Genomic DNA, 13,851 nt, shown 5'->3' with positions numbered 1-13,851 from the left:
TTTATTTTTTAATATTATGAATGCTCAGAAAGATGCTCTACCAAATAGTCAATAAATACGCGTACCGCTGGAAGCAATCCTCTACGAGACGGATAAACTGCATGAAATATACCATGAGCCGCTTTCCAGTCTGGCAAAATTTGTACAAGCTGGCCGGATTTCACAAAATCTTCAGCAGCTGTTTCTGGTAATAAGGCAATACCGCAATTTTGACTTGCGAGTTGGGCAAGCATATAAAGATTGGTCCCCATCACAGTTGGACTGACTTTGACTTTTTTCAATTGGTTGTCTGGTCCATGTAAGGTGAATTGTTGGTCTAAATGCTCTTCAGATAAGCTTAAAATACGATGCTCACTCAATTGTTCTGGCGTCTTGATATTGCCAAATTCATTTAAATAAGCCTGACTTGCAAATAGACTTTGCTCTATAAGTGAAAATTGTCTTAACACTAAGCTTGGATCATCATCTAATTTAGATCTGACACGTAAAGCAACATCAATACCTTCATTAATCACATCAACACGGCGGTTACTTACGATAAGTTGTAAGCGTATTTCAGGATATTTTTTTAAAAAGGCCGGCAAAATTTTAGGTAGTTGGTTTTGGGCAATATCTACAGGAACACTTACTTTGACCACACCTCTAGGTTGAATACTCAAGTGGTCGACTAGATCATGAGCAGCTTGAGCAGCATTCATCATGACTTGAGCATGTCTATAGATATCCATACCAATGTCAGTAACGGCGAAATGGCGTGAGCTGCGTTGTATTAGACGAACTCCTAAATTTTCTTCTAAATTATAAACACGACGACTTAATTTTGATTTTGGGATGTCAGTAACACGTTCAGCGGCGCTAAATCCACCATGCTCAACAACAAGGGCAAAACAATAAAAATCATCAAGATCGGTGAGCATTAAAATATCCTATTTATGCAACACTAAAGATTTTACATTATTATTTTTGCAACGATAAAGTTTGATTTTAATTTTTTGTAAAAAGCATATAAAAAGGACTCGAAAAGCAAAGTTAGATGGTTTGAAATGCAAATGTAATTACATTGAAATTGTTTTGTGTGTCGTTTTTCGAATTAAAAATCAAATATGGTGTTCATACGTTATTTTTCATAAAATATATTTTTATCAAATTTTTTTAAAGTATGTCTTACCAGTTAGTTGAATTAAAAGATGCAACTGCAAATATTCTTTGCCCAATTTGTAAGCTTGCAGTTATTGATTGGTCACAAGAGCAATACGTCCAACCTTGTGAACATACATTGTTTATTGCAATGGATTTAGGCTTTGAATTTGTGGCTGACCGTTTTGAAGAATCTATGAATCAAAACGTAGATGAGTTACATGAAGATCCAAATATGAATGTTTTTGAAGCGATAACGAGCACATCATATAAAAATTTGACTATTTTAAAATCAGATCTTGGTGTTGATGGTTTGTTTCGTTATGTCGGCATAAGTGATTGTTAATTTGATGGGTATAAAAAAGCCAATCTTTCGATTGGCTTTTTTATTATTAAGCTTCTGGAGCTGCGCTATATTGTTCAACTAATGGTTTTAATTCGCCATTTTGGAACATTTCAAGCATGATATCGCTACCACCGATAAGTTCGCCATTTACCCATAACTGTGGGAAAGTAGGCCAGTTTGCAATTTTTGGTAAAGTTGCACGAATATCAGGGTTTTCTAAGATGTTCACATATGCGAATGGACGACCAATTTGACTGAGCGCCTCTACTGCACGTGCAGAGAAACCACATTGTGGAAACTGTGGAGTGCCTTTCATGTAAAGTAAAACGGGATGCTTCGCAATTTGATCGCGAATTAACGCTTCAGTATCACGTGCTTGTTCAGTCATATGTAGATCCTCAACTAATCTTGCAGCATTATAGGGGGTGTTCACATTGGTTTGCAAACCACCTTGCTGTCTAAAGTTGCATAGAATATTCAATATTTTATTGTATAAAACGAAGTGATAGTAAAAAGCAGACGAAATTTTAGATAAATGAGTGATGAGACTTTTCATCAGCGCAAGTTTTTGTTTATATAAACCCTTCTTAAAACCTCATAAAGACAGAGTTCGTGATGACTGATATTACCCTAGCTCCAGTACAACCTGATCAACCAACACACTTAATGGCTACTTATGGTCGCCAAGCGATCAGTTTTGTCCGAGGCCGAGGGGCATATCTATACACACAAGATGGTACAGAATATTTAGATGCATTAACGGGTATTGCTGTCTGTGGTTTAGGACATGCTCATCCTGCTATTGCTGAAGCAATTGCTGAACAAGCAGCAACGCTCGTACATACCAGTAATTTATTTGAAATTCCTTGGCAAACTGCTGCTGCTCAGAAGCTTGCTGAAGTTTCTGGTATGGAAGAAATCTTCTTTTCAAATAGTGGTGCCGAGTCAAATGAAGGTGCAATCAAAATTGCTCGTAAATTTGGTACTCAACAAGGTATAAGTCTGCCAAAGATTATTGTGGCTGAACAATCATTTCACGGTCGTACTTTGGCGACACTTTCTGCAACAGGGAACAAGAAAGTACAAGATGGTTTTGCTCCTTTAGTAGAAGGCTTTATTCGAGTGCCATTTGGTGATATCGAAGCGATTCAAGAAGCTGCTCTACAACATCCAGATATTGTTGCTATTTTGATTGAGCCGATCCAAGGTGAAGGTGGTATTAATACTGCACCACAGGGATTTAGCTATTTAGAAGAAGTTCGCCATCTTTGTAATCAGCACAACTGGTTGATGATGTTAGATGAAATTCAAACTGGTAATGGTCGTACTGGTAAATACTTTGCATATCAACATACCAATATTATTCCAGATGTTTTAACCACTGCTAAGGGATTAGGGAATGGTTTTCCTGTGGGTGCTGTAATGACCCAAGGTAAAGCTGTAGGGTTATTAGGGCCTGGAAGCCATGGTTCGACTTATGGTGGTACGGTATTGGGTTCTCGTGTGGTTTATACGGTAATTGATACGATCCAGAAGGAAAATGCAGTAGAGAATGCAGCAGTAGTGGGTAACTATATTGTTGATCAATTACGTGCTCAATTAGCAGATAAAGGCGTACAAGTGCGTGGTTTTGGTATGATGATTGGTATTCAATTACCTAAAGATTGTGCTGAACTCGTTGCGATTGCTCGTGATGAATACAAGCTTATTATTAATGTAACAGCAGGTTCTGTAGTTCGTTTATTACCTCCAATTAATATGACTCAAGCTCAAGCTGATATTTTGTTAGAACGTTTAGTTGCTTTAATTACCAATTATCTGTAAGTTTTAAAGGCAATAAAAATGGGCGATTAACGCCCATTTTTATTTTGTACGTTTAGCCAGAAATATATTGCTTTAATTGTTCAATTAAAACTTTTTGGTCTTCCATTGCTGCTTTAACTAAGTCACCGATTGAAATAAAACCAACTAGTTTTCCATTTTCTAATACAGGTAAGTGACGTAAATGACGATCGGTCATGAGCTGTAAACATTCTTCAACTGTATTGTTTAGGCCTACAGTGATTACTTTTGCTGTCATAATTTCAGCAACTGTTGTGCTATAAGACGAGCGTTCCATTAGAGTTACTTTTCGAGTGTAATCACGCTCAGATAGTATTCCGACTACTGTTTCACCCTCTGCTACGACTAAAGCTCCAATTCCTTTTTCAGCCATAATCGTAATTGCTTCAAGGACAGTTGCTTCGGGCGAGATTGTGAAAATAGCTTGTTGTGATTTGTTCTTAATTACTTGTGCAACGATAGTCATTTCTTCTGTCCTGTTGTTTTATCATTTTGATTTAAATTAGCCTGATTTTAGAAAATTGCAAAGACTCCATAGTCACTCAAATACAAGTTTTATGCTCAAGCGTTCAAAAAGCACTCTATATTTGGTGGCTTAAAAATTAAGCTACCTGCCATTTAGGATGATTAAAAAAGAAATGATGCATTTGCTGAGTAGATAGCTTTAACTTGCGGTGAGATGAATTAAATAAAGCAGGGGTAACTTTTAACCGTGTTAAGGTTGGTAGTAGAGATTCATGGAAGTCTTTTGGAGTGATTTTTCTAGGTTTGTAATTAGGCCAGTGAGTTTTAGCATATCGATGCGCCTGAACTCCATTTAACCAAAACGGGAAAATGAAATCTTCCTGATCCGATTTAATGGCCCATCCTTCATCAAATAGTCCCCAAAGAACCCCGCAGTACATCATGGTTCTTAAAATATAAATCTTGATCATCAAGTCTTTAGAAACCGGTTGTAGATTACTTAAATTATTCATTTTTCAATTTAAAGGTTTTAACTTATCTAGCTTATTATAAGAGAATCACATGACATTTCAGTTTAAACAGGTGTCAAAACGTAAACAAATATTGATGACTAGAAATATCAATGATAAGTACCAAATGAAAATATTGTTTTCGTAGTTATTGAAGAACCTTATTAGGCTTATGACATTTTGTTTTTTATAAACGTAAAAAAACTCCACCTGAGCCACGACTAAAGTGGCGAAGCAAGGCCTCTAATAATTGATAACTTTGGTTTTTTATAGACGTAAAAAACGCCACCTGAGCAAGACAAAGCGACTAAAGCTTTGGCGAAGCGTAAGAAAAACAACAGCTAAATTTGTCTATATCGAATTTTTTTTACAGGTATAAAAAAACGCCACCTGAGCCACGACTAAAGTGGTGAAGTAAGGCTTCTAAAAAATTGATAACTTTGGCTTTTTATAGACGTAAAAAAACGCCACCTAGGTGACGTTTCTTTATGCTTGCATGGTGGCCAGTTTCTGCCAATATTGTGCTTTCAGGGAGTCACGTTCAACACGGAAACCTTGATAGTATAATTCTGCTAAGAATAGTGCAGCTTTACCGTGACCAGCACGAGCAACTTCTTCTAACTGTGCAACCGCATCTTGGAAATTCATTTGAGAGTGAATTGTGTTAACCGCAGTTGCGTATACATGTTCTAAATCATGATGAGAGATACGTTGAATCATATAAAACTCCTTATTGTAATTATGATTACTTTTTCTAAAGGTCGCTGCCTTTAATCTAATTTAACTTAGAATTGTTAAACTAATATTACAGATTAATTGATTTGTCAACTATTGATCAGCTTTCTTTATTTCACTATTAGGATACATGATTAAACATTATTCGCAAATAATTTTGAGTAAAATCAATATGAGAATAAAAGACAAGGAGAATAACTATGACAAATACAATCGATGGCTTTGTTTTTGATACTCCTCCTAAAGAGGACCAAATAATAGAGCTTGCTCATTATCATCGTAAATTATTAGACGAAGCAATTTTTCATCAAGAAATACATTTAGGTGATTATTGTTTGGCACAAAGGAAACGCGTTTTTGATTACGCTAGCCAATTAGATCCTAGTCAAAAAGCTCAGTTCTATAATATATATGATGGTGAGCTTAGAAAAATTGCAGATGAAGATGAATTGCACCCGGCAGATGCAGAAGAAGGTTTGAGCATTTTTGCTATGTTCCTTGTTTTAGTGATTATTGCTGCAATTTTATACTTCTCTGTAATTCGATCTCTCATCAGCTAAAGTTTGTGATCCAGTAAGGATAAAGAATATTAGCCTTACTGGATTTTGATCTTGTGCTGAAGTGCATTGAACCCTACACTACATAAATTAGAGGTAGGTCATGCTCACATTCAAACAAAATTTTCTTAAATTAAAGTCTGAGTTAAAGGCAGAGCAATGTTTTAATCTAGTTGTGATTATTATTATTGCCTGTATTTTTGTACTTTCTTATTTAGCATTACTTCGTCCTGTCAATTCAGAGCAATACCAAAGAATTGTACAACTTTCTCGACAGGCGACTTATCCTAGAACTCAGGATATGGCTGAGTTGATTATGACTCAATCTGAGATTCATCGAGCAGAGTATCTGAAATTAATGCATGCTTATCAATTTGAACACAATCATATCAAAGAATATCCAGCATTAGCGCAAGAAGATACTCAATAAGTATTGTCTTTATTTCAACAAGGTTTTGCTCGCTATTGGAGCAGGCAAAAACTTGAATTTATGCTAAACTTTCCGTTTTTTAACACGCTGCTTTTCAAGGAATCGGCATGCAACAACAATCGAATATGCAAAATAAATTCTTGATAGATGCTGAGATCGGGGATGACGATGTCACATTGCCTAATTTACCTGCTATCGATGTTCCTATCGTTGAATCACCTGTTAAGCAAGAAGTAAAAGTTGAAGAAGCTGTTGAAACTGCACCTTCTTTAGAGTCAGAAAAGCCAAAATCTGGTTTCTTTGGACGAATGAAAGATGGTTTGACTAAAACCCGTCGTAATTTCACTGATGGTATGGTTAACATCTTAATTGGTGGTAAAGAAATTGATGATGAGTTGCTTGAAGAAGTAGAAGAGCAGTTATTGGTTGCTGATATTGGTGTTGAAGCAACCAAAACAATTATTACCAACTTGACTGAACGTACCGCTCGTGGCGATTTGATTTATTCACATTCACTTTATAAAGCTTTACAAGAAGAGTTGGTTGCTTTGCTTGCGCCTCGTGTTAAGCCTTTACATATTGACCCAAATAAATCGCCATATGTGATTTTAATGGTTGGTGTGAATGGTGTAGGTAAAACAACGACAATTGGTAAACTTGCTAAGCGTTTACAAGGCGAAGGTAAAAAAGTAATGCTAGCTGCAGGTGATACATTCCGAGCAGCTGCTACTGAACAATTGCAAATTTGGGGTGAGCGTAACGATATTTCTGTTGTTGCTCAAGGCCACGGTGCGGACAGTGCTTCGGTTATTTTTGATGCTTTTGAAAGTGCGCGTGCAAAAGGTATTGATGTACTAATTGCGGATACCGCAGGTCGTTTACATAACAAAAGCAACTTGATGGAAGAGCTTAAGAAAGTTAAGCGTGTTATGCAAAAAATTGATGCAACCGCGCCGCATGAAATTATGTTAGTAGTGGATGCTGGTACAGGGCAAAATGCAATTAACCAAGTACAAGAATTTGACCAAGCAGTGGGTTTAACTGGTATTACTATTACTAAGTTAGATGGTACTGCCAAAGGTGGTGTACTGTTCAATATTGCAAGCCGTACTCATGTGCCAATTCGTTTCATTGGTGTTGGTGAAAAAATTGATGATTTAAGACCGTTCTCGGCGAAATCATTTGTAGCAGCATTATTTGAAACAGAAAAATAATGTTTAGTTAAGTTGATAAGACCTCACGAAATAGTGAGGTTTTTTTATATTAATATCTTTTTTTATTGTTGCGAAAATAAAACGAACTGTCATATTTTTAATGCTGATTATAAGAAATGAGTTTCATAGACTATATTCATTCCCAAACAACGGCCAATGGTCAATCAAATAGGTAGGAAATAACAAAATGTCTACTTTCTTAGATAAAATTAAAAACCGTCGTACTATTTATGCAATTGGTAAAAATGTTGCATTAGATCGCACTAAAATTGAAGAAACAATTCGTGAAGCGGTTAAACATAGCCCATCATCATTCAACTCACAATCTTCACGTGTAGTGACACTTTATGGTGAATCACATGCTAAATTTTGGAATTTAGTTCGTGAAGCATTACGTAAAATTGTTCCTGCAGATTCTTTTGCTGGTACAAATGCGAAAATTGATAGTTTTGTTGCTGGTGTTGGTACAGTATTATTTTATGAAGATCAAGCTGTTATTAAAAGCTTACAAGAGCAATTTGAATTGTATGCAGACAATTTCCCAGTTTGGTCTGAACATTCAACTGCAATTGCTCAGTTCGCAACTTGGACGGCACTTTCAGAGCTAGGCTTGGGTGCTTCTTTGCAGCACTATAACCCAATTGTTGACGCAGATGCTGCTGCTGCATTTGATGTACCTGCAAATTGGAAATTACGTGCTCAGCTAGTATTTGGTTCTGTTGAAGCTCCTGCTGGTGAGAAAGCATTTATTAGCGATGAAGATCGTTTTAAAACATTCAACTAAGTTTGGTTGATGAAAAGAGCACCTTGTAGGTGCTCTTTTTTTTGCTTGAAAAATGGGTTGTAACTTTGTTTTAAAATAGATAATGACTAAAATTCAATAATATATTTTAAAAAAATTAAGGCTAAGTTTGTATACATAAAGCTTGTCATAAAATGGTCATAATCATGTTGCATATTGCTCATGTTTTTACAAACTATTAAATATTATAGAGACGTGAACAGATGGCTTTAAGATTAAGTGTTGCTGCGATTGGTTTATTACTCAGCGGTTCAGTATTTTCAGCAGTTACAATTACAGCACCAGAGGAAATTGTAATCCTTGCGGTGAATGGTCAAGAAGTCAACTCTGGATTATTTCGTTCTTCTAAAAATAGTTACAAAGTCGATGCCGGCGAAACAAACTTAAGTGTACGTTATCAAGAATATTTTGAACATTTAAATGGTGAGCACGATATCGTTAAGTCGGGCGTGGTTACAATTCAAACACCAACATTAAAAGACGGTCAAACTTATAAGCTGGCGATGGTTGATGTGCCAAAAAAATATGAGCAAGCAAAGAAATATGCTGAGCAACCAACAGTGGCTTTATATAATTCAAATAATGAACTAGTTGTTCAGCAAACTGGTGCAAACAACGAAGCAAAACCTTGGTTTGCAACTGGCTTGTTGGGTAAGGTAGCAGACTTTACAACAAAACCTTCTAAACCTCAGCCTCAAGCTGTTTATGCTGCTGCCAAGCCATCTACTTCTCAAGTTACTACATCTGTTGCTGCAACGGTTCCTTCGACAGGTGCTGCGCAAAGCAATGATCAACGGTTGGTTGAAGTGTGGCAGAAATCTTCTAAAGCTGAGCGTCAAAAATTTATGGCTTGGTTGGCAGAACAATCAAATTAAATTATTGCTATTCAAAATAAAGCCGATTTAATATCGGCTTTATTTTTATAATATTTTAAATAGCCTAAGCATATTTATGATGAATTTAAATTTCCGTCTAGCAGAATTGAGTGACATAACGTCACTGGTCGATTTAATTAATCAATCGTATAGAGAACAACAAGGTAGAAGCTGGACAACTGAAATTGAATTTGTAAAAGGGCAACGTATTAGCCAAGAGCAACTACAACAGCAATTAGAGTTGTCTAATTCATTACTAATAGTTGCAGAAATAGATTCTTCAAGAATTGTTGCGTGTATCGGGTTAAATTTTCAGGATAATAATGTTGAGATTGGAACGTTCTGTACCGATCCTAATTTACAGAACATGAAAGTAGGCAGTTGTGTTTTGGAATATGCAGAACAGTTTGCTTTGCAAAAAGTCCCTGAATTAGACAGTGCGATCATGTATGTATTAGATGTTCGTTCAGAACTGATTGCTTATTATGAAAGACGCGGATATACAAAAACAGGTCATGTAGAACCATATCCATATGAAGCAGATGTTGGAGTCCCTCTTGTGCCTATACAAGTGATTGAAATGAAAAAGGACCTCAAATGAGGTCCTTTTTTTAGGTTAAAAACCAGATGTAATAGCCTAACAGCATAAGAGGCCAAGCTATCCAAGGGCTAAATAACCATTTCCATAACCAGAAGTGCGGTACGAAACCAACACCGTAGATAAAGCCTCCGGAAATTCCCACCATAACCAGCATAAGCTGACTATGGTTGTAGTGTCCGTTTGCATCTAGCATCAGTGAAGGATGAACCAATAAAATTGCAGCAAGCGGCAATGCCAACAGAAATGAAATGGCCATTGCAAATGCTTGAGCTTTTCGTTGACTTGGTGTTGTCATTGCATTTGCCATGATCTATTCCTCATCTAAATCTTGATGATGTTCGATATAAAGCGCACTGAGTACACCCGCAAAACATGCCATCAAAATTCCAAGAATCCATGCGAAATACCACATATGCTTCTCCTTATTAGTACAAGCTGTGCGAGTTTGACTCGATATGTTTGTTGGTAATCACGCCCCACATTTTGTAATACGACCAAGTGGTATATATCAAAATGATTGGAACAAATATACAAGCAGCAACTGTCATAACACCTAAAGTACGATGACTTGATACAGCATCCCACATTGTTAAGCTAGAGTTCGGATTAACACTCGATGGTAACAAAAATGGGAAAAGAGCAAACCCAGCAGTTAAGATTGCACCTACAATCATTAAGCTTGTTCCAGCAAAACTTAAACCCGCTTTTGCTTTAGATGCCGTAAAGAGTGCGATAAGTGCCCCTAAAATTGCGAGAACTGGAGCAACTTTAGTGATTGGGTAGTTACTGTAATTGTTCATCCAACCAGGGTTATTATTTGTGATGACTTGTTTCGCCAAAGGATTAAGGGCAGCATTTGGATCAATTGCGGTTGCATAGCTATAACCTGGTACTTGACCGAAGTACAACCATGCACCAATGACAAGGAAACAAATTAAGAATACTGCTGCCATAATTTGTGTGGCTTTAGCAGAACGTTGTTTTAAAGCGCCGTCTGTACGTAGCATTAGCCAAGCACCACCATGCGCACACAACATAGATAAACTAACAATACCGCAAACTAAGGCAAATGGGTTAAGAAGAGCAAAGAAGCTACCTGAATATTCAGAGCGCAATGTGCTATCTAAACTAAAAGGGATACCTAAGAATAAATTACCGAACGCTACACCGAAAACTAGAGCAGGCACTGCACCACCTATACATAGTCCCCAATCCCAAGAGTTACGCCATTTTGTATTTTCAAGTTTAGAACGATAGTCAAAACCTACTGGCCGTAAGAATAAAGCAAATAGCACAAGTAATAAGGCCCAATACATTCCCGAGAATGCAACTGCATAAACCATTGGCCATGCAGCAAATAAGGCACCACCTGCAGTAATAAACCAAACCTGATTTCCATCCCAGTGCGGTGCAATGGTATTAATAGCCGCACGGCGTTCATTATCAGTTTTACCAACAAAAGGCATAAGTGCCATTGAGCCCATATCGAAGCCATCGGTTAAAGCAAACCCGATGAGTAAGACTCCAACTAACACCCACCATATGATTTTTAGGAGTTCGTATTCAATCATGATAAAGCCTCCCCATTAACAGCTGCTTTTGTCTCTTGCTTTTCAAAATGATATTTACCAGTATGAAGTGAGCTTGGTCCTAAGCGAGCAAATTTAATCATTAAGTACATTTCAATAATAAGCAGGACAGTGTAGAACGCTGCTAACGCGAGGATAGAGCCCCATACATCACCTGTACTTAAACTCGAAGTTGATAAGTGAGTTGGTAGAATTTCACCAATAGACCAAGGTTGACGGCCACCTTCAGCAACGAACCAGCCTGTTTGAGCTGCAATCCATGGAAGTGGTAACGCAAACAATGCATATTTAAGTAACCACGGTTTATTTTCAGCATTTCTTTTTGCTACAGCCCAAGTGGCTAAAATGAAAAGAAGCAACATTAAGAAACCAGAGGCCACCATTGCACGGAATGAGAAGAATAGAGCAGTCACATTTGGAATGGTGTCTTTAACAGCGGCTTGAATGTTTTGTTCACTTGCATCCACGACATTTGGTGCATATTTCTTAAGAAGTAAGCCATAGCCTAAATCTTTTTGATTTTTTTCAAATGAAGCTAATAACTCTGGTGAGCGGTCTCCAGCACGTAGTTTTTCAAGTTCAGCATAAGCAAGCATACCGTTACGAATACGGACTTCGTGCTGTTGCATTAAGTCTTTTAGACCAGTGACTTCTTTGGTTGTTGAGCGAGTTGCAATTAGACCTAATGCATAAGGAATTTTAACTGCATAGTCTGTTCGCATTTCTTCATGGTTTGGCACACCAAATAAAGTAAATGGAGCTGGAGCAGGGTGAGTATCCCATTCTGCTTCAATTGCAGCGAGTTTAGTTTTTTGTACATCACCTAGTTCATAACCAGACTCATCACCAAGCAAAATCACTGAAAGTGTAGAGGCAAGACCAAAAATGGCAGCAATCGCGAATGAACGGCGGGCAAAAGGCAGATCACGTTTTTTAAGTAAGTAGTAACTTGAAATTGCGAGTACGAAAATTGCACCTGTTACGTACCCAGCAGAAACAGTATGTACAAACTTAACCTGTGCTACAGGGTTAAAAATAAGTGCACCGAAATCTACAAGCTCCATACGCATTGTTTCAAAGTTAAATGCTGCACCTACAGGGTTTTGCATCCAGCCATTGGCAACTAAAATCCAGAGAGCTGACATATTAGAGCCAAGGGCAACTAACCAAGTAACCCCTAAATGCTGTACTTTACTCAGACGGTCCCATCCGAAGAAGAATAAACCGATAAATGTTGACTCAAGGAAAAATGCCATCAAGCCTTCAATTGCTAATGGGGCACCGAAAATATCACCAACATAGTGTGAGTAATATGCCCAGTTTGTTCCGAATTGGAACTCCATGGTGAGGCCAGTAGTTACACCTAAGGCAAAGTTAATACCGAATAGTTTTCCCCAAAATTTAGTCATATCCTTGTAAATTTCTTTACCCGATATAACGTAAGTGGTTTCCATAATAGCCAGAATGAATGCAAGGCCTAGGGTCAAGGGTACGAAAAGAAAGTGATACATTGCGGTCATCGCAAACTGGAACCGCGAAAGATCAACCACGCTTTCAGAAATCATCAACGTGTCTCCTTAATATGGGAAGTATTATCGCCAGCAATATGCTCAGCGACTTGATTGTCGAAATTTTTGGGGATGGTGGGAGCATCAAACCAAATATGTTTGATTGTTAAGAGAAGTACGACTTTAATTATTAGAATAATCGTGATTTCTCTAACTAATTTGGCATTAATATCTAGATTTTTAAGGCTCATAAAATAAACCTCGATACATATTAATTTTATTATTAATCAAAATATATTAAAAATAAACAATAAATATATTTTAAATAAAAACTTAATTATATTATTTATTTAAAACAATAGCTTAGGTGTTTAAATAATTTTAAATAAAATATCTTACTAAAATAGTTTGAATTGATTATTAAATCCAACTAAAACACTTGTAAATAATAAAAATTAAATCCAACTAAAATACTTGGTTATTTTTTATTCTGAGTGTTTTGGTTGGTTTAAAATAAAAAATGAACAAATAGAAGGGAGTGGATATGACTCAGTTAAGAAAGAGCATCCATAAAAAAATATTGTTTTGATAAATCTTAAGAAGGGTATAAAAGTATAAAAATTAGTCTGGTGCAAATAAGTCGTTGGACATCGAAATCTTTTTTGCAAGATAGTGGCTTTTTTGAACTCTCACTAAAATCACTTGTGAATATAATTCTAATTCACCATATTCTGGTTCAACTTGAACATAATGTAGTTGACCAAATTCATCTCTTACGCGTGCTTGAGCTGAAAAACCTGGTCTAGCACTGCCACTTGAGATAGTTGCTAGTCGTCCTAACAGATTGTAATTGGTGTGAGTGAGCTTTGGTTTAATCACTTGGTCAAGACAGTGGATCATGAATACAGTAAAAAAGATTGCGATGACCAGTGCAGGAATAATTAAATAAAAAGGAGTAATAAAGTAATGCTGTATTGCAAAGAAAGAGAGTTGTAAGAAATAACCTGCAAAGCTGAAATTAATAAGTAAAAAAACGAAAATTAGAGCTTTAGAAAATTTAACATTCAGTAATGGGGAGTTAGTAAGCCAGTCGGGTGCAATTTTTTTAAGTAGTTGGCTTGGACGTAATCCAATATACATACCAATGGTTTCTACCACGCTGAGCAATATCAAAGCCACAACACTTAAATGGAATGGCATAAGATAATAATTAAAAAAGAAATCAGCCATGGTAGAAACTC

At 36.7% G+C, this 13,851-nt stretch carries 19 protein-coding genes; 8 read left to right on the top strand and 11 right to left on the bottom strand.

Annotation, left to right across the window (positions count from 1 at the left end; all coding sequences use genetic code 11):
* Positions 1-14 precede the first annotated feature (14 nt).
* Positions 15-917: a LysR family transcriptional regulator gene (locus tag AC056_RS08345; RefSeq protein WP_039250583.1), complete on the bottom strand. Its 903-nt coding sequence runs from the start codon at positions 915-917 to the stop codon at positions 15-17.
* A 242-nt stretch (positions 918-1,159) separates the two neighbouring features.
* Here AC056_RS08345 and AC056_RS08340 point away from each other — a divergent pair, with 242 nt between their 5' ends.
* Complete coding sequence (locus tag AC056_RS08340) at positions 1,160-1,483, top strand: hypothetical protein (protein ID WP_049065685.1); 324 nt, start codon at positions 1,160-1,162, stop codon at positions 1,481-1,483.
* Between the two features lie 46 nt (positions 1,484-1,529).
* Here AC056_RS08340 and grxD read toward each other — a convergent pair whose 3' ends face one another.
* On the bottom strand, positions 1,530-1,871 hold the full coding sequence (gene grxD / locus AC056_RS08335; protein ID WP_002120913.1) for a Grx4 family monothiol glutaredoxin: 342 nt from the start codon (positions 1,869-1,871) through the stop codon (positions 1,530-1,532).
* A gap of 227 nt (positions 1,872-2,098) precedes the next feature.
* On the opposite strand from grxD, the gene AC056_RS08330 reads away from it, so the two are divergent.
* On the top strand, positions 2,099-3,307 hold the full coding sequence (locus tag AC056_RS08330) for an aspartate aminotransferase family protein (RefSeq protein ID WP_019458762.1): 1,209 nt from the start codon (positions 2,099-2,101) through the stop codon (positions 3,305-3,307).
* Positions 3,308-3,359: 52 nt separating this feature from the next.
* Here the strand turns inward: AC056_RS08330 and AC056_RS08325 are convergent, their stop codons facing one another.
* The 3 genes from AC056_RS08325 to AC056_RS08315 all read right to left on the bottom strand — a co-directional run bounded on the left by AC056_RS08325 (position 3,360) and on the right by AC056_RS08315 (position 5,019).
* On the bottom strand, positions 3,360-3,791 hold the full coding sequence (locus tag AC056_RS08325; protein WP_004701271.1) for a CBS domain-containing protein: 432 nt from the start codon (positions 3,789-3,791) through the stop codon (positions 3,360-3,362).
* Between the two features lie 136 nt (positions 3,792-3,927).
* Positions 3,928-4,302 carry a DUF2750 domain-containing protein gene (locus AC056_RS08320; RefSeq protein ID WP_004701273.1) on the bottom strand — a complete coding sequence of 125 codons (375 nt, stop codon included), beginning with the start codon at positions 4,300-4,302 and terminating at the stop codon, positions 3,928-3,930.
* A gap of 483 nt (positions 4,303-4,785) precedes the next feature.
* Positions 4,786-5,019, bottom strand: a complete 234-nt coding sequence (locus tag AC056_RS08315) for a hypothetical protein (RefSeq protein WP_002121063.1) — start codon at positions 5,017-5,019, stop codon at positions 4,786-4,788.
* 215 nt (positions 5,020-5,234) lie between these two features.
* On the opposite strand from AC056_RS08315, the gene AC056_RS08310 reads away from it, so the two are divergent.
* The 6 genes from AC056_RS08310 (at position 5,235) to AC056_RS08285 (ending at position 9,513) form a co-directional block, all read left to right on the top strand.
* The gene (locus tag AC056_RS08310) at positions 5,235-5,594 is read left to right on the top strand and encodes a hypothetical protein (RefSeq protein WP_004701275.1); all 360 of its coding nucleotides are present in this window, start codon (positions 5,235-5,237) and stop codon (positions 5,592-5,594) included.
* 100 nt (positions 5,595-5,694) lie between these two features.
* On the top strand, positions 5,695-6,021 hold the full coding sequence (locus AC056_RS08305) for a hypothetical protein (protein WP_004701277.1): 327 nt from the start codon (positions 5,695-5,697) through the stop codon (positions 6,019-6,021).
* Between the two features lie 107 nt (positions 6,022-6,128).
* The gene (ftsY, locus tag AC056_RS08300) at positions 6,129-7,235 is read left to right on the top strand and encodes a signal recognition particle-docking protein FtsY (RefSeq protein ID WP_019458763.1); all 1,107 of its coding nucleotides are present in this window, start codon (positions 6,129-6,131) and stop codon (positions 7,233-7,235) included.
* A 187-nt stretch (positions 7,236-7,422) separates the two neighbouring features.
* Entirely contained in the window at positions 7,423-8,019 is a 597-nt protein-coding gene (locus AC056_RS08295; protein ID WP_004701282.1) for a nitroreductase family protein, read from the top strand.
* A gap of 221 nt (positions 8,020-8,240) precedes the next feature.
* Positions 8,241-8,912 (top strand): DUF2057 family protein, encoded by a 672-nt coding sequence (locus AC056_RS08290; RefSeq protein ID WP_077163318.1) that lies wholly within the window; start codon positions 8,241-8,243, stop codon positions 8,910-8,912.
* A gap of 76 nt (positions 8,913-8,988) precedes the next feature.
* Entirely contained in the window at positions 8,989-9,513 is a 525-nt protein-coding gene (locus AC056_RS08285) for a GNAT family N-acetyltransferase (protein WP_077163317.1), read from the top strand.
* A 10-nt stretch (positions 9,514-9,523) separates the two neighbouring features.
* Here AC056_RS08285 and AC056_RS08280 read toward each other — a convergent pair whose 3' ends face one another.
* The 6 genes from AC056_RS08280 to AC056_RS08255 form a co-directional block, all read right to left on the bottom strand.
* On the bottom strand, positions 9,524-9,823 hold the full coding sequence (locus AC056_RS08280) for a cyd operon YbgE family protein (protein ID WP_171262123.1): 300 nt from the start codon (positions 9,821-9,823) through the stop codon (positions 9,524-9,526).
* Positions 9,824-9,925 carry a cytochrome bd-I oxidase subunit CydX gene (gene cydX / locus AC056_RS08275; protein ID WP_002120988.1) on the bottom strand — a complete coding sequence of 34 codons (102 nt, stop codon included), beginning with the start codon at positions 9,923-9,925 and terminating at the stop codon, positions 9,824-9,826.
* A gap of 13 nt (positions 9,926-9,938) precedes the next feature.
* The gene (gene cydB / locus AC056_RS08270; RefSeq protein ID WP_077163315.1) at positions 9,939-11,084 is read right to left on the bottom strand and encodes a cytochrome d ubiquinol oxidase subunit II; all 1,146 of its coding nucleotides are present in this window, start codon (positions 11,082-11,084) and stop codon (positions 9,939-9,941) included.
* On the bottom strand, positions 11,081-12,667 hold the full coding sequence (locus tag AC056_RS08265) for a cytochrome ubiquinol oxidase subunit I (protein WP_004701290.1): 1,587 nt from the start codon (positions 12,665-12,667) through the stop codon (positions 11,081-11,083). Before AC056_RS08265 ends, cydB begins: the two co-directional genes overlap by 4 nt.
* A complete protein-coding gene (cydP, locus tag AC056_RS08260) occupies positions 12,667-12,861 on the bottom strand; it encodes a cytochrome oxidase putative small subunit CydP (RefSeq protein WP_004701293.1) in 195 nt (64 codons plus the stop codon). Before cydP ends, AC056_RS08265 begins: the two co-directional genes overlap by 1 nt.
* Positions 12,862-13,231: 370 nt before the next feature.
* Positions 13,232-13,840 (bottom strand): OB-fold-containig protein, encoded by a 609-nt coding sequence (locus tag AC056_RS08255; protein ID WP_004701294.1) that lies wholly within the window; start codon positions 13,838-13,840, stop codon positions 13,232-13,234.
* Between the last annotated feature and the right edge of the window lie 11 nt (positions 13,841-13,851).

The sequence above is a fragment of the Acinetobacter genomosp. 33YU genome (assembly GCF_001990725.1).
Classification (GTDB): domain Bacteria; phylum Pseudomonadota; class Gammaproteobacteria; order Pseudomonadales; family Moraxellaceae; genus Acinetobacter; species Acinetobacter seifertii.
The sequence above is the reverse complement of the archived record's forward strand: the minus strand, read 5'-3'. Positions and strand labels throughout refer to the sequence as shown.

What these genes read in the sequence shown, in the direction of transcription:
- AC056_RS08290 (WP_077163318.1), top strand. Translation starts at nt 8,241, where the DNA reads ATGGCTTTAAGATTAAGTGTTGCTGCGATTGGTTTATTACTCAGCGGT.
- AC056_RS08310 (WP_004701275.1), top strand. Translation starts at nt 5,235, where the DNA reads ATGACAAATACAATCGATGGCTTTGTTTTTGATACTCCTCCTAAAGAG.
- AC056_RS08320 (WP_004701273.1), bottom strand. Translation starts at nt 4,302, where the DNA reads ATGAATAATTTAAGTAATCTACAACCGGTTTCTAAAGACTTGATGATC.
- AC056_RS08255 (WP_004701294.1), bottom strand. Translation starts at nt 13,840, where the DNA reads ATGGCTGATTTCTTTTTTAATTATTATCTTATGCCATTCCATTTAAGT.
- grxD (WP_002120913.1), bottom strand. Translation starts at nt 1,871, where the DNA reads ATGACTGAACAAGCACGTGATACTGAAGCGTTAATTCGCGATCAAATT.
- ftsY (WP_019458763.1), top strand. Translation starts at nt 6,129, where the DNA reads ATGCAACAACAATCGAATATGCAAAATAAATTCTTGATAGATGCTGAG.
- AC056_RS08295 (WP_004701282.1), top strand. Translation starts at nt 7,423, where the DNA reads ATGTCTACTTTCTTAGATAAAATTAAAAACCGTCGTACTATTTATGCA.
- cydX (WP_002120988.1), bottom strand. Translation starts at nt 9,925, where the DNA reads ATGTGGTATTTCGCATGGATTCTTGGAATTTTGATGGCATGTTTTGCG.
- AC056_RS08305 (WP_004701277.1), top strand. Translation starts at nt 5,695, where the DNA reads ATGCTCACATTCAAACAAAATTTTCTTAAATTAAAGTCTGAGTTAAAG.
- AC056_RS08330 (WP_019458762.1), top strand. Translation starts at nt 2,099, where the DNA reads ATGACTGATATTACCCTAGCTCCAGTACAACCTGATCAACCAACACAC.
- AC056_RS08315 (WP_002121063.1), bottom strand. Translation starts at nt 5,019, where the DNA reads ATGATTCAACGTATCTCTCATCATGATTTAGAACATGTATACGCAACT.
- AC056_RS08325 (WP_004701271.1), bottom strand. Translation starts at nt 3,791, where the DNA reads ATGACTATCGTTGCACAAGTAATTAAGAACAAATCACAACAAGCTATT.
- AC056_RS08285 (WP_077163317.1), top strand. Translation starts at nt 8,989, where the DNA reads ATGATGAATTTAAATTTCCGTCTAGCAGAATTGAGTGACATAACGTCA.
- cydP (WP_004701293.1), bottom strand. Translation starts at nt 12,861, where the DNA reads ATGAGCCTTAAAAATCTAGATATTAATGCCAAATTAGTTAGAGAAATC.
- AC056_RS08345 (WP_039250583.1), bottom strand. Translation starts at nt 917, where the DNA reads ATGCTCACCGATCTTGATGATTTTTATTGTTTTGCCCTTGTTGTTGAG.
- AC056_RS08340 (WP_049065685.1), top strand. Translation starts at nt 1,160, where the DNA reads ATGTCTTACCAGTTAGTTGAATTAAAAGATGCAACTGCAAATATTCTT.
- cydB (WP_077163315.1), bottom strand. Translation starts at nt 11,084, where the DNA reads ATGATTGAATACGAACTCCTAAAAATCATATGGTGGGTGTTAGTTGGA.
- AC056_RS08265 (WP_004701290.1), bottom strand. Translation starts at nt 12,667, where the DNA reads ATGATTTCTGAAAGCGTGGTTGATCTTTCGCGGTTCCAGTTTGCGATG.